The following is a 13,914-nucleotide window of genomic DNA, read 5'->3' on the forward strand; positions in this document are numbered from 1 at the left end:
GCATGACCCACTTCAGCGATCTGCTGCTCGATGTGGCGAGGGTGCGCAAGGACTTCCCGATCCTCGATCGGGAGGTCCACGGCAAGCCCCTGGTCTATCTGGACAACGCCGCCACCAGCCAGACGCCACGTCAGGTGATCGAGGTGTTCGATCACTACTACAGCCAGATGAACGCCAATATCCATCGTGGCCTTCACACCCTGGCCGACGAGGCCACGGCGGCCTTCGAGGGCACCCGGGAGACCGTGCGTGCCTTTGTGAACGCCGCGAGCACCCGCGAGATCGTGTTCACCCGTGGCACCACCGAGGCGATCAACCTGGTGGCCCAGAGCTGGGGGCGCGCCAACCTCGGTCCCGGTGACGAGGTGCTGATCTCCCAGCTCGAACATCACTCCAATATCGTGCCCTGGCAGCTGCTGGCGGCCGAGCGCGGCTTCACCATCAAGGTGATCCCGGTGGATGAGCGTGGCGCGCTGGATCAGGACGCCTACCGTGACCTGATCGGCGAGCGCACCCGGCTGGTGGCGGTCAATCACGTCTCCAACGCCCTCGGTACCATCAACCCGGTGGCCGAGATGGCCCGGGTCGCCCATCAGCACGATGCGCTGATTCTGGTGGATGGCGCCCAGGCGGCACCCCATGAGCCGATCGATGTTCAGGCCATCGGTGCCGACTTCTACGCATTTTCGGGGCACAAGGTCTATGGTCCCACCGGCGCCGGCGTGCTCTACGGCCGCGAGGCGCTGCTCGAGGCCATGCCGCCCTGGCAGGGTGGCGGCGAGATGATCGCCACGGTGTCCTTCGAGACGCCGACCACCTTTGCCGCCATCCCCCACAAGTTCGAGGCGGGCACGCCGGCCATCGCCGAAGTGATCGCCCTGGGCCGTGCCATCGAATGGGTCAACTCGATCGGCCTTGAGCACATCAGCGCCTGGGAGCATCGTCTGCTCGAGCACGCCACCGAAAGCGTGGCGGCGGTGGATGGCCTTCGCGTGCTGGGCACCGCGCCGGACAAGGCAGGCGTCTTGTCCTTTGTGGTCGACGGCGTGCATAGCCAGGATATCGGTCTGCTGATCGACCAGCTCGGCGTGGCGATTCGTACCGGCCACCACTGCGCCCAGCCGCTGCTGGCCCAGTTCGGCGTCGATGCCACCTGTCGCGCTTCCTTTGCGGCCTACAACACCCCGGAGGAAGTCGACGTGCTGGTCGAGAGCCTCCAGCGGGTGATCAGCATGCTGCGCTGAAGCAGCAGGGCGGCTCGGGGCGGCGCGTACCGCCTCGAGCCCTGGTTGGCAAGGGAGTCATTCGGCGTACCCGCCTAAGGAATTGCATGAGCGAACACGATCAGATTGCTCAACTGAGCAAGGGCCAGCAACTGCCGTTGCAGCGGGACGTGGAGGTCATCTCCATTCCCTTCGGCAAGACGGTGACACTTGACGAGGACAGCATCGTCTCGGTGATGCAGGCCAAGGGCAGCACCCTGAGTGTTGCCTACGAGGGACGTCTGTACCTGATCGAGGGATCCAACCTGGACGCGGTGGGCCTCGAGCCGATGCCACGCCCGACACTGGACCCCGAGGCCGACGATGCGGCGATCGAGGCGTTTGTCTGGGATCAGCTCAGGACTTGTTTCGATCCCGAGATCCCGGTCAATATCGTCGATCTGGGACTGGTATACGGTTGTCGTATCGAGCGCCTGATCAGTGGTGAGCGCATCGTCACCATTCGCATGACCCTGACAGCCCCCGGTTGTGGCATGGGCGATGTGATCGCGGCGGATGCGCGCAACAAGATTCTGGGAGCACCGCAGATTTCCAAGGTGCATACCGAGATCGTCTTCGATCCCCCCTGGAGTCGTGAGATGATGAGCGACGAGGCCAAGCTGGAACTTGGCATGTTCTGACCCGGCCCTCTCTGGCCCGCGCAGCGGGTCCTGACCTCCGCTGTCAATTGGAATCGTCATGCGCGAGCCGCTGTTCACGATGTTTCGTCGCCTGCTGCTGTGTCTCGGTAGCCTGGTCCTGTTGCTCGCCCTGGCCTTTGTCGCGGCCAACGCCTGGGTGGTGGCCACCACCCGCGATCGCATCGCTCCTCGCCTCGTCGAATGCCGCCCCCACCAGGTCGGCATCGTCTTCGGCACCTCCCACTGGACCCGCAGCGGTACCCGCAATCCCCACTTCGAAGGGCGCATGATCGCCGCCGCCCGGTTGATGAACGAAGGACGTCTGCGCCACCTGCTGGTGTCCGGTGACAATGCCACCCGCTACTACAACGAGCCGGTGACCATGTGGCGCGATCTCAAGGCGCGTGGCGTGCGCGAGGTCGACATGACGCTGGACTACGCCGGTTTCAGCACCTTCGATACCCTGGCCAGGGCCCGCGACGTGTTCGAGGTGGAGCGCGCGCTATTGATTACCCAGGACTGGCACCTGCCGCGGGCGCTGTTCATCGCTGATGCCCTGGGACTTGAGGTCGAGGGCTGCCCGGCGCCCGAGAGGGAGGGTTCTCGCTGGCTGATCCTGCGAGAGTGGGTGGCCCGGGTGGCGACCCTGGGCGATCTCTACCTGTGGCAACGAGAGCCGCGCTTTCTTGGCCCGCTGGAGCCTTTGAAGATCGCGGCGCCGGCAGCTCGCATCGAGGCTCGGAGTCTTCACGAGATCATCGATGAGGTGTTGACCAGAGGCGACGCCAGTGTGGCGCCATTGCTGCTGCGCACGCCCGACGCCGACAAGAACTGAGAGCAGCCCCTTTACCCAGGCATCCGCTTCACCAATAAAAACGCCTTGCCGGCAGAGCCTGGCAAGGCGTTTTCGTGGATTGGCGTTGTGGTCGGCGGCGTCAGCGTTTGACGGTTCGACGGCCTGCGCCACGCTTCTGGGCGGTCGACTTCTGCAGGTCGTAGAGCTCGCGAATCAGCGCGCGGCAACCCTTCCATACCTCTTCGATCACCGGCTCGATGGGGCCCGGCAAGGGATGGGTAAACAGGGTGGAGAGGGACTGCATCAGCACCCGCTCCTGCTCGAGCAGCTCGTTGATCAACACCTGTGAGTCGTTGCCGACAAAGCTCTTGAGACGACTCCACAGCCACATGTAGTCGTCGCGTTCGACGTCGGCATCACGCGGCAGCAGGTCGAGGTGTTCGCGCGCCAGCTCCTGGAGCTCGCGCATGGTCTTCTGGCGCGTCTCGAAGTGGGGCTCCAGAGCGTCGCGCAGCGAGGGTCGCAGGCGCTCGAGATTGTCCTGGAAATAGTCGACGCTGTCGGCCAGGGCCTCCAGCAGGCTGTCCATCGCCACCTGGCGATTATCGAGAAACATGCGCGTCACCTCCTCCGGTGACGCAAATTGTGGGGCTCCAGCAGGAGTTTTGCCACCCCTAATGTGGCAAATATTTATGATTCTTGCGGTGGGGTGGTCGATCGCTTCGACCTTGGTCGAAAAGCGCTGACAAAGTTGGCCCGGTTGCGGCGAGATATCGTCGTAGGCGAAGGGCCGCCTCGCGCTTGTGAGCGGTAAGTGAGCGCCAATGACAAGACGGGCGACCGTACTATCGGTCGCCCGTCGGCGTCATCCTTTACGGGGCTTTTATCTTGAGCCCTTGCCGCTTCAGCCCTTGGGTTTGGCCGGCGTACGGGTCCGTGGACGCGCCGTGGCGCTCTTTTCCAGGTGTTCGATGACCAGGCCGGCGATGTCCTTGCCGGTGGCGCTCTCGATGCCCTGCAGGCCGGGCGAGGAGTTCACCTCCATCACCACGGGGCCATGGTTGGAGCGCAGCAGGTCGACACCGGCCACGCGCAGCCCCATGGACTTGGCCGCGCGGATGGCGGTGGAGCGTTCTTCCGGGGTGATACGGATGACGCTGGCGCTGCCGCCGCGGTGCAGGTTGGAGCGGAACTCGCCTTCGGCCGCCTGGCGCTTCATCGCTGCCACCACCTTGTCGCCGATGACAAAGCAGCGGATGTCGGCGCCCTTGGCTTCCTTGATGTACTCCTGAACCATGATGTTGGCCTTCATGCCCATGAACGCCTGGATCACCGATTCCGCCGCCTGGTTGGTCTCGGCCAGCACCACGCCGATACCCTGGGTGCCTTCCAGCAGCTTGATCACCAGCGGGGCGCCCTTGACCATGGTGATCAGGTCCGGGATGTCATCGGGGGAGTGGGCGAAGCCGGTCACCGGCAGGCCGATGCCCTTGCGAGACAGCAGTTGCAGTGAGCGCAGCTTGTCGCGGGAACGGGTGATACCGACGCTGTCGTTGAGCACGGTGACGTTCATCATCTCGAACTGACGCAGCACGGCGCAGCCGTAGAAGGTGACCGAGGAGCCGATGCGCGGGATGACGGCGTCGAAGGGCTCGAGTTCCTCACCCTTGTAGTGAATCGACGGATGGTGAGAAGCGATGCTCATGTAGCAGCGCAGCGTATCGACCACCCGGGCCGTATGGCCGCGTTGTTCGGCGGCTTCCACCAGGCGACGAGTGGAGTAGAGATTGCGGTTGCGGGACAGCAGCGCGATATGCATGTGCGAGTCTCCAGGTCAGGGGCGGTGGATCCGTCAGGGTTCGCCGTGCAGAAAGGTAGCGCCGGGCGCCACCAGCAGGCGGCGCAGTGCGCGGCGACCGAGAAGCATGGGGTGGCGCATGTTGCGCCGGTCGGTCAGGGATAGCTCGACGGGAAATTCCAGATCCCCCATCTGCATCTGGGTGCGAATGAAGTAGCGCCACTCGGCCTGGCCGTTGGAGCTGGTGACCTTGCGCCGATCATGCAGGTGCATGCGGTACTGATGTGACGGACTGTCGGGGCCGCCGGCACGGGTGACGAAGCTGACCCATAGGATCTCGTCCTCCTCGAAGGACTCGATCTCCTCGGCGTGCAGCGCCGAGGTGCGAGCGCCGGTGTCCACCTTGGCACACAGATGCAGGTGCATCTGCGGCAGGATCACCATCTCGCGGCGACCGACGACGGCCTGAGCCTGAAAGGGCAGGTCCTTCATGTCTTCTCCTTGTCGCGGGATGCTGCTTGTTATTCAGGCGACGTCCGTTGTCGAACTGTCAGTGGCAACGAACGTCACACGGGCAAGCGAATCAATGACCGCCTGTGCCCTTGACCGCCGCCAGTCGGCGAGCGGTGGCGGAGTCCTTCGGCGCCTGACGCAGCGTCATCAGTACCGGCAGACGCAGCCGGGGGATCTGCGCCAGGTCCCTCGCAACGGCCAGGAAGTCGGCCCCGTCGCATTCGGCGACCCGCTCCAGAAACAGCGGCAGGCGCTCGGCGTGCTCCAGGTGTTGCCAGCCCCGTGCGGCGATTGCCGCGAGGGTGTCCGGGCCGCAGGCATCGCTATCGGCCAGCAGGGCGTCGAACCAGTCACCGGCCAGGCTGTCGGGCGCGTTGCCCACGGCGCGTACACAGGCGCAGAAGGTCTCGATGTCGCCCTGGCTGGCGGCCTGTTCGCCGCGCTGACGCAGCGCCTCCGCAAGCTCTGCTGATAGTGCTACATGTTCCAGACAGTAGCATAGCGATGTCAGCACTTCGCTGTGCAGCTGCGGGATAGCGGCCACCAGCGAGGCCTCAGTCTCGGGGGTGAGACGCGCCACATGGTCGGCCAGCCCCTGCAGGCCCAGCGCCTGCCAGTCGTGGCCACCCTGGCCCGACAGGAAGGCTTCGACCGGCTCAAGGTGCTCGCTGGCGGGACGCTCAAGATCGGCGCTGGCTCGGGCGTGCAGCATCGCCTGAAAGGTCAGGGAAGGGGTGAAGGCCAGCGGGTTGTCCTTCATCAGGTTGTCGATCTCGCCGCCGTCGGACTGCTCCAGCGCTTCTGCGCTGCGGCCCAGGGTGGACAGCAGGCGCTCGAGGAAGGCGTCCCGCTGGGCGGCATCCAGAAGGCCCTGTTCGTCCACCGGCAGCGCCAGGAACCAGATCAGCGGGTCGCTCATGTCACCCAGGCGAAACACCAGCGCCAGGCGGGCACGACCCTGCCAGGGTTCCGGCCAGGGGACCTGGCCGCTCTCGAAGTCTGCCAGGGTCTCGAGCGCGCAGGGGTGCACACGCCGTCCCATATGATAGAGACGCACCTCGGCACCGGTCAGGGTGAAAAAGTCGTGAAGACGATGGATCGCTTGCATGGCCCCTCCGAAAGATCAGCGTGCACTCTATCGCGCCGCTCGAGGAGTGTCAGCCGTCCACGGCGGAAATTTGTGCATCCCTCGCACTGTATTTTGCTGCACCGCTGGTGAATTTTTGATCAAGCGCCGCGAAAGAGCGTCAGAAGCGGCTCGGCGTCATCTGTCAAAGGGTTATCCACAGGGACATTCAGCGCTTCTGTGAATGAATGATGGTGGGGATAAGTCGGTGAGGTGACAGTTAGCCGACGGCTGTCGGCGGTTGTTCCCGGAAAGGGCGGTCGCAATAGCAGGAGGCTATGGTTCACCCTGGGATTTTTCACTGCGTCTGCTATCGATTTGGAATATAATAGCGGTCGTTTATTCCAAATCATGCTGAGCCATCGAGCAGCCCAGGGTTGAAGTGGCGATGGATGCCTCCACCTGTCACCCTCCCGGGCCATGCCGCACTGGCCGCCCCAATCGTTTTCAAGGAGCCGTCCATGGTTCGTCATCTGGCTGTTTCTCTTGCCGCCGCAGGTGCCATCGGTGTCGCTGCCGGTGCCCACGCCGACACCCTGAAAGTCGGCATGTCCGGTGGTTACTTTCCCTTTACCTTCGTCGAGCAGGACACCCTCAAGGGCTTCGAGGTCGACGTGATGGAAGCGGTGGCCGAAGAGATGGGCACCGAGGTGGAGTTCGTTACCGCCAACTTCTCAGGATTGTTCGGCATGCTCGAGTCCGGGCGCATCGACACCATCGCCAACCAGATCACCATCACCGAGGAGCGTGAGCAGAAGTACCTGTTCACCTCGCCCTATGTGTATGACGGTGCTCAGGTGGTGACCAAGGAAGGCAATGACGAGGTCTCCGGGGTCGAGGATCTGGCGGGCAAGACCGTGGCCGTCAATCTGGGCTCCAACTACGAGCAGTTGCTGCGCGAGCTGCCCTACGCCGACGAGATCGATATCCGCACCTATGAGAGCAACATCGAGCAGGACACCGCGCTGGGTCGTGTCGATGCCTTCGTCATGGATCGCGTCAGCGCCACCCAGGTGATCAAGGAAAAGCCGCTGCCGCTGGCGCTGGCCGGCAAGCCGTTCTCCGAGATTCGCAATGCGCTGCCGTTCCGCCAGGACGACCAGGCACTGCGCGACGAGGTCGACCAGGCGCTGGACACCCTGCGTGAAGATGGCACCTTGAGCGAGATCTCCGAGCGCTGGTTCGATGCCGATATCACCACGCCCTGAGTGGTGATCGACTCTCCATGAGCATTCTCGACCTCGACTACATGGTTGGGCTGGTGCCCATCCTGCTCAGCTATCTTCCCCTGACCCTGGGGATGGCGCTGGCCGGGATGGCGCTGGCTCTGGTGCTGGCCTGTGGCCTGGCGGTGATACGGGTACTCAAGATCCCGGTTCTCAACGGCCTGACGCTGTGGTTCATCTCGTTCTTTCGCGGCACGCCGCTGTTGGTGCAGCTGTTCCTGTTCTACTACGGGCTGCCCCAGGTGCTGTCGTTTCTGACCACCATCGATGGCATCACCGCCACCATCATGGGGCTGACGCTGCACTTCTCGGCCTATATGGCGGAGTCGATCCGCGCCGCCATCGTCGGCGTGGATCGCAGCCAGACCGAGGCGGCGCTGTCCATTGGCATGACCAACGGCCAGTTGATGCGCCGGATCGTGCTGCCCCAGGCCACTCGCATCGCGGTGCCGACGTTGATGAACTACTTCATCGACATGATCAAGGCCACCTCGCTGGCGTTCACCCTGGGCGTCACCGAGTTGATGGGGGCGACCCAGAAAGAGGCCGCCGGCAGCTTCCTGTACTTCGAGGCCTTCATCACCGTGGCGCTGATCTACTGGGCCATCGTCGAGGCGCTGGCCTGGCTGCAGCGGCGCCTGGAATCCCGACTCAACGAGGCCTATCGTCGATGATCAAGCTAGAGCGACTGACCAAGCGCTTCGGTGATACCACCGTGCTCGACGGTATCGACCTGGAGATCCAGCAGGGCGAGATCATCGTGGTGATCGGCCCCTCCGGGACCGGCAAGTCGACGTTGCTGCGCTGTCTCAACTTTCTCGAGCAGCCAGACGGTGGCCGCCTGACGCTGGGCCCGCTGAATCTAAACCTGACCCAGGCCAGCAAGTCCGAGATCCTGGCTGCCCGTCGTCACACGGCCTTCGTGTTCCAGAACTACGCGCTGTTTGCCAACAAGACGGCGCTTGAGAACATCGCCGAGGGCCTCATCGTGGTCAACCGCTGGCCCAAGGCCAAGGCCCACCAGCGAGCGCGTGAGATCCTCGAGCGCATCGGCATGTCGGACAAGGCGGACGCCTATCCGGCGTCGCTGTCCGGGGGCCAGCAGCAGCGGGTGGGGATCGGCCGCGCCATGGCCGCCCAGGCCGAGGTGATCCTGTTCGACGAACCTACCTCATCGCTGGATCCCGAGTGGGTGGACGAGGTGCTGGCGTTGATGAAGCAGTTGGCGCGTGAACGCCAGACCATGCTGGTGGTCACCCACGAGATGGCCTTTGCCCGTGACGTGGCCGACCGGGTGGTGTTCATGGAGGGCGGGCGCATCGTCGAGCAGGGGCCTCCTTCGGAGCTGTTCCATGCACCGCAGGACCCGCGTACCCGGGACTTCCTGCGCAAGGTGCTGCCCGCCGCCGAGCCCCTGTAGGCCGAGTCGCTCATCCATCCGGCGAGATCCTCGTTCGAGAAAGTCTGCACGTCGAGGCGTGCCCTTCGAGGTGCCGCATTTGCAGCGGTTTCTTTGGGGGGCGCGTGTTGCTGCCGGGCTGGCCCTCGCTGGTCCGGCACGCGACAATGACGTGCACCAAGCCCATTTTCAAAGCGGAGGCATCATGCCCACCGAACCTTCCGTCCACGACGCCCTGGGCGCGGCCCTGCGCGAGCTCGAGGCGACCATGAAGGCCGCCAACATGTGGCGTATGGACAAGCCGGAGGCCGCCGCCTTCAACAGTCGGCAGCCGTTCTGCATCGATACCATGTCGCTGCCCCAGTGGCTGCGCTTCGTGTTTATCGCCAGGCTCGATACCCTGGTCGAACAGCGTGCACCCCTGCCCGCCAGTTGCGATGTGGCCCCGGCGGTGGACGCCTACCTGATCCAGGAAGGCGCGCGCGCCCAGGACCGGATGCTGTTGCAGAAGGTTGTCGAGGATATCGACCGGCTGATCACCGAGAACTGAATCGCCGGTAACGGAAGAAGTCCCCAGCGAGGAGAAGGCGATGCCCTGGTACTTTGCCTATGGCAGCAACATGAACATTGAGCGTGTCGCCGCCCGCATCGGCGAGACCCGGCGTGTGCTGGCCGGCAGCCTGGAAGGCTACGCGCTGCGCTTCAACAAGGCCTCCCGGGTGCCGGGCATCGCCCACGCCAATGTGGTGCCGGCGCCAGGCGATCGGGTCGAGGGTGCGCTGTTCGAACTCCTCGAACCCGAGCAGATCCGGCAGATGGATCCCTTCGAAGGTTACCCACACGAGTACGACCGTCATCGTCTGCCGGTGATCACCGAACAAGGGCCGATCGAGGCCTGGGTCTATATCGCCGGCGCCGAACGCCAGGGGGATGACCTGCGGCCCGCCCGCGAGTACCTTGAGCACCTGCTGGCCGGTCGGGACTTCCTCAGCGAGGGCTATCATCAGGCGCTGGCGGCGGTAGAGGCCGTCGAGCACCTCGATGATGCCACTCTGGGGCGACTGGGGCTGTCACGTTATCATCCCCGCTAAGGCTTGTACGAAAAGTGCCTGCGCTCGGTAATGCGGCGTTAAAAATCGCGTCAAAATGCTCATTTACACCTCGTAAACTGCGCTTTCTTACCGATTTTTGCCTTGTCTAACCATCGCTCGCCGGCTTTTCGTACTAAGCCTAGGCCTCTGCTTGCCCTGTTACCGCAGCCCCTCCCTCGAGAATTGCAGTGGCAACTGCCACGCGAGCGACCACAGAAGCCATCTTGTGACGGTGACAGCACAGCGCCCGCTCCTGCCAGGCAGGAGCGGGCGCTGCGTGTTAGCGGTCGAGCCCTGGATCAGAAGCGGTAGCTGATACCGGCCATGATCACGTAGGGGTCCACCTCGATCTCGCCGATGTCCTCGCCGTTGAGGTCGACGTCGCTGTCGATATCCAGATACCACACCGCCATGTTGGCCGCCCAGTGGTCGTCGATGACCAGGTCGAGGCCCGCCTGGCCGGCCCAGCCCCAGGACTCTTCCAGATCGAGATCGGCACCCTCCAGCGCGATATCCTCGTCGGAGAAGTGGGTGTAGTTGACCCCCAGGCCGACGTAGGGCTGCACCCGCGCCTCGGTGCCACCGAAGGGGTAGTACTGCACGGTCAGGGTCGGCGGCAGGTGCTCGACGCTGGCGCCGATATCGGTGCCACCTACGTTCAGGTCGACGTCGTGCTCGAAGGGCTCGGCGGCCAGCAGTTCGACGCCGAACTTGTCGTGGAAGCGGTAGCCCAGGGTAAAGGCGAAGCCGTTGTCGTCATGGACGTCGGTGTCCATGGTGCCACCCATCAGCGAGCCGTTGTCGGAGTCGGGCTTGACCTTGGCCACACCGATGCGGGTATAGATGTCACCCTTGCCGTAGGCGGCAAAGGCCTGGCTGCTGACGAGGGCGCTGCCGGCGATGGCGGCGACCAGGGCGGTGGTGATCAGGGGGTGGCGCATGGTGTTCTCCTTGCGTACTGGCAAAAGTGGGCGAGCCGGTCGGCGAGCCATTTGGCGAGCCATTCGGCGAGCCCGATTGCCAAGCAGTGTATGCCGCATCGAGAACGTGGTTATTGATCTACCTCAATACCTCCTTTGGTCGACATAAATGAACCGGCAACGCACCAAAAAAGGCGCCTGGCAAAGCCAGACGCCTTCGATGCTGCGGTTGGAATGCGGCGTGATCGAGCTGACCGCTTAACCGCTTATTTCAAGACCGCGCAGGCGCTTAGAAACGATAGGTGACGCCGGCACCGATGGTCATCGGATCGATCTCGGCCTCGCCAACATCGTGGCCGTCGACCTCGATATCGGAATCGACCTCGGCGTAGCGGGCGTAGGTGCCGACCAGCAGGTTGTCGGTGACGCTGAGGTCGAGACCCACCTGGGCTGCGGCGCCGTAGGAGCTATCGAGGTCGGCGTTGAAGCTCTCGTCGGAGAAGTGGGTGTAGTTCATGCCCACGCCAACGTAGGGGTGGACGCGAGCGTTTTCCACGCCGCCCAGCGGGTAGTAGTTGAGCATCAGGTTGACCGGGGTACGGTCGACGCTGCCCACATTACCGCCGTTGACCGCGATATCGTGCTCCATGGCCTCGGAGCCGTTGAGCTCGACACCGAACTTGTCGTGGAACAGGTAGCCGGCGCCGTAGGCGAAGCCGTTCTCCTCGGAGACATCGAGATCCTGGTTGGCGATATCGCCGTTGTCCGAGGTGGGATCGGCCTTCTCGAAGCCACCGCGCACGTAGATGTCACCTGCCTGATAGGCCAGGGCAGACTGGGCGGCGAAGGTGGTGGTAGCGAGCAGGGCTGCGGTGCCCATCAGTCGAGTCATGTTCATGCGGGACCTCCTTGATGATCCGATGGCATCCTTCCCGAGGGAAGTAACCTTGTACGCTTCGCAGTTTACGAACAGTGTTTCTAAATGTCTTGTAGAAATAGTTAATTGGCCAGATAGCAGTAACTAGCCAGAATTTATGGAACTAAATCGACTTGGGCGGGTAGGTAATGTAAATGCTGTACAATTTTTTTGCACATTGTGGCGTAGACGTCGATGCGCGCTTGTGCACTGCATAAACGCTCGCCGTCCGGCGATAAATCGTCTTCACTGTGGGAGAAGACTCCGGAGGAGAGTGCGGGATGGTGGCCAGACGAAGGCGTGAGAGGTTGCTCGGCATGTCGACGCTGCCCTGGGGCGGGGCGGCACTGGTGCTCGCACTGACCGCTCTGTTGGCGGTGTGGCTGCTGCTGGAACCCTGGCTGATTCGTGATCTCCCGACGCCGGCGAGGCTGGCCATGGTAGTTCTGGGCGTGTGGGCGCTGGGCGGGGGGTTGTCCATGCCGCTGCACTTCTCAGCGGTACCCGGCTGGTGGCGTCTGGCGGGGGCCATGCCTTGGTATCCGCTGGCACTGGTCAGCTTTATCGTGCTGCTGCTGTGTCGCTACGCCGGCCTGTTTTGAACGGGGCTGATGTGCACGGCTAAGGTGGGCAGGGCGGTTCGACCGTCAGTGAGCGTTGAGCGCCAGGTGCGTGCTGGATGTGTCCCGTAACGAAGAAGGCCGCCCGAGGGCGGCCTTCTTGCGTGGCAGACGATCACTGACGATCAGGCGTCTTCCAGGGTGTCGAACTGCTCGGTGATCTCCTTGCTCGGCTCGGCGGTCATCAAGCTCACCACCACGATGGCGATGTAGGCGAAGATCACGCCGGGCACGATCTCGTAAAGATCGAACAGGCCGCCGGACATCTCGGCCCAGGCCACCACGGTGATGCCACCGACCACGATACCGGCCAGCGCACCCCACTGGTTCATGCGACGCCAGTACAGCGACATGATCAGTGCAGGACCGAAGGCGGCGCCGAAACCGGCCCAGGCGTAGGACACCAGTCCCAGTACCGTGGAGTCCGGGTTCATCGCCAGCAGGTAGGCAATGACGGCGATGCCGATGACCGCAAAGCGGCCGACCCAGACCAGCTCGGACTGGCTGGCGTCGGGGCGGAACAGCGCCTTGTAGAAGTCATCGGTCAGGGCAGAGGACGACACCAGCAGCTGGGAGTCGGCGGTGGACATGACCGCAGCCAGGATGGCGGCGAGCAGCACACCGGCGACCAGCGGATGGAAGATGGCGTTGACCATGACCATGAAGATGGTCTCGCCGTCACCCAGGTCGCGGGTCATGTAGACCAGGCCCAGCAGACCGACCGCCATGGCGCAGACCAGGCACAGGCCCGACCAGGTCACGGCGATGCGACGGGCGGCGGGGATGTCGGCTTCGGAGCGGATGGCCGCGAAACGCGCCAGGATGTGCGGCTGGCCGAAGTAGCCAAGGCCCCAGGCCAGCGAACTGATGATGCCGATGGCGGTCAGGGTTTCACCGGTGGACGCATCGACGAACCAGCTCAGCATGTCGGGGTTCTCGGCCAGGATCTGCTGGCCACTGCCGCTGAAGCCACCCAGTTCGGTCAGGGCGATGACCGGCACGACCAGCAGCGCCGCTGCCATCATCAGACCCTGGATCAGGTCAGTCCAGGAGACCGCCAGGAAGCCGCCAAAGAAGGTATAGGAGATGATGGCCAGCGTACCGACGGTCACCGCGATGGTGTAGTCGAAGCCGAATACCGTCTCGAACAGCTTGCCGCCGGCAACCAGGCCGGAGCTGGTGTAGAACAGGAAGAACAAGAGGATGAAGACCGCCGAGATCACCCGCAACAGCGGTGCCTTCTCGCGAAAGCGCTTGGCGAAGAAGTCCGGCAGGGTCAGGGCGTCATTGGCCTTGAAGGTGTAGACGCGCATGCGCCGGGCGACAATCAGCCAGTTGAGCCAGGTGCCGATCAACAGGCCCACGGCGATCCAGGAGGCCGACAGACCGCTGACGTAGGCCGCACCGGGCAGACCCAGCAGCAGCCAGCCCGACATGTCCGAGGCGCCGGCAGATATCGCCGACGTCCAGGGGCCAAGCGAGCGGCCACCAAGGATATAGTCGGACAGATTGGTGGTGCGCTTGTAAGCAATGATACCGATGACCAGCATCAATATCAGATACAGCGCGAACGTGATGCCAATGGTGGCGTTGTTTTCGACCATGG

The 13,914-nt window shown here is 63.6% G+C and carries 16 protein-coding genes; 9 read left to right on the forward strand and 7 right to left on the reverse strand.

Annotation, left to right across the window (positions count from 1 at the left end; genetic code table 11):
* Positions 1-2 precede the first annotated feature (2 nt).
* The 3 genes from RBB39_RS08210 to RBB39_RS08220 all read left to right on the forward strand — a co-directional run bounded on the left by RBB39_RS08210 (position 3) and on the right by RBB39_RS08220 (position 2,738).
* A complete protein-coding gene (locus tag RBB39_RS08210) occupies positions 3-1,244 on the forward strand; it encodes a cysteine desulfurase (protein ID WP_108133008.1) in 1,242 nt (413 codons plus the stop codon).
* Between the two features lie 86 nt (positions 1,245-1,330).
* Entirely contained in the window at positions 1,331-1,903 is a 573-nt protein-coding gene (sufT, locus tag RBB39_RS08215) for a putative Fe-S cluster assembly protein SufT (RefSeq protein ID WP_045995121.1), read from the forward strand.
* Positions 1,904-1,961: 58 nt separating this feature from the next.
* Positions 1,962-2,738, forward strand: coding sequence for a vancomycin high temperature exclusion protein (locus RBB39_RS08220; RefSeq protein ID WP_071211162.1), 777 nt, complete (start codon positions 1,962-1,964; stop codon positions 2,736-2,738).
* A 100-nt stretch (positions 2,739-2,838) separates the two neighbouring features.
* Here the strand turns inward: RBB39_RS08220 and RBB39_RS08225 are convergent, their stop codons facing one another.
* The 4 genes from RBB39_RS08225 to RBB39_RS08240 all read right to left on the reverse strand — a co-directional run bounded on the left by RBB39_RS08225 (position 2,839) and on the right by RBB39_RS08240 (position 6,118).
* Positions 2,839-3,315, reverse strand: coding sequence for a hypothetical protein (locus RBB39_RS08225; RefSeq protein WP_045995122.1), 477 nt, complete (start codon positions 3,313-3,315; stop codon positions 2,839-2,841).
* Between the two features lie 288 nt (positions 3,316-3,603).
* The gene (gene rimK, locus RBB39_RS08230) at positions 3,604-4,518 is read right to left on the reverse strand and encodes a 30S ribosomal protein S6--L-glutamate ligase (protein ID WP_045995123.1); all 915 of its coding nucleotides are present in this window, start codon (positions 4,516-4,518) and stop codon (positions 3,604-3,606) included.
* 33 nt (positions 4,519-4,551) lie between these two features.
* Positions 4,552-4,989, reverse strand: coding sequence for a RimK/LysX family protein (locus RBB39_RS08235; RefSeq protein WP_045995124.1), 438 nt, complete (start codon positions 4,987-4,989; stop codon positions 4,552-4,554).
* A gap of 91 nt (positions 4,990-5,080) precedes the next feature.
* Entirely contained in the window at positions 5,081-6,118 is a 1,038-nt protein-coding gene (locus RBB39_RS08240; RefSeq protein ID WP_045995125.1) for a DUF3549 family protein, read from the reverse strand.
* A gap of 479 nt (positions 6,119-6,597) precedes the next feature.
* Between RBB39_RS08240 and RBB39_RS08245 the strand changes: the two genes are divergently transcribed.
* The 5 genes from RBB39_RS08245 to RBB39_RS08265 all read left to right on the forward strand — a co-directional run bounded on the left by RBB39_RS08245 (position 6,598) and on the right by RBB39_RS08265 (position 9,852).
* Complete coding sequence (locus tag RBB39_RS08245; protein ID WP_306169003.1) at positions 6,598-7,344, forward strand: amino acid ABC transporter substrate-binding protein; 747 nt, start codon at positions 6,598-6,600, stop codon at positions 7,342-7,344.
* A gap of 17 nt (positions 7,345-7,361) precedes the next feature.
* Positions 7,362-8,036 carry an amino acid ABC transporter permease gene (locus RBB39_RS08250; RefSeq protein ID WP_045995127.1) on the forward strand — a complete coding sequence of 225 codons (675 nt, stop codon included), beginning with the start codon at positions 7,362-7,364 and terminating at the stop codon, positions 8,034-8,036.
* Positions 8,033-8,782 carry an amino acid ABC transporter ATP-binding protein gene (locus tag RBB39_RS08255; protein ID WP_306169004.1) on the forward strand — a complete coding sequence of 250 codons (750 nt, stop codon included), beginning with the start codon at positions 8,033-8,035 and terminating at the stop codon, positions 8,780-8,782. The genes RBB39_RS08250 and RBB39_RS08255 overlap by 4 nt, the downstream gene beginning before the upstream one ends.
* Positions 8,783-8,966: 184 nt before the next feature.
* Positions 8,967-9,311 carry a YqcC family protein gene (locus tag RBB39_RS08260; RefSeq protein ID WP_108133007.1) on the forward strand — a complete coding sequence of 115 codons (345 nt, stop codon included), beginning with the start codon at positions 8,967-8,969 and terminating at the stop codon, positions 9,309-9,311.
* Between the two features lie 40 nt (positions 9,312-9,351).
* Positions 9,352-9,852, forward strand: a complete 501-nt coding sequence (locus RBB39_RS08265) for a gamma-glutamylcyclotransferase family protein (protein WP_124803947.1) — start codon at positions 9,352-9,354, stop codon at positions 9,850-9,852.
* 299 nt (positions 9,853-10,151) lie between these two features.
* On the opposite strand, the gene RBB39_RS08270 is transcribed toward RBB39_RS08265, so the two are convergent.
* Entirely contained in the window at positions 10,152-10,793 is a 642-nt protein-coding gene (locus RBB39_RS08270; RefSeq protein WP_124803945.1) for an OmpW family protein, read from the reverse strand.
* Between the two features lie 268 nt (positions 10,794-11,061).
* Positions 11,062-11,670: an OmpW family protein gene (locus tag RBB39_RS08275; protein WP_124803943.1), complete on the reverse strand. Its 609-nt coding sequence runs from the start codon at positions 11,668-11,670 to the stop codon at positions 11,062-11,064.
* A gap of 299 nt (positions 11,671-11,969) precedes the next feature.
* Between RBB39_RS08275 and RBB39_RS08280 the strand changes: the two genes are divergently transcribed.
* The gene (locus RBB39_RS08280) at positions 11,970-12,290 is read left to right on the forward strand and encodes a hypothetical protein (RefSeq protein WP_108450176.1); all 321 of its coding nucleotides are present in this window, start codon (positions 11,970-11,972) and stop codon (positions 12,288-12,290) included.
* A gap of 143 nt (positions 12,291-12,433) precedes the next feature.
* Here RBB39_RS08280 and putP read toward each other — a convergent pair whose 3' ends face one another.
* A complete protein-coding gene (gene putP, locus RBB39_RS08285) occupies positions 12,434-13,912 on the reverse strand; it encodes a sodium/proline symporter PutP (protein ID WP_045994400.1) in 1,479 nt (492 codons plus the stop codon).
* Positions 13,913-13,914 lie beyond the last annotated feature (2 nt).

The sequence above is a fragment of the Halomonas sp. MMSF_3323 genome (assembly GCF_030733595.1).
GTDB lineage: Bacteria > Pseudomonadota > Gammaproteobacteria > Pseudomonadales > Halomonadaceae > Halomonas > Halomonas litopenaei.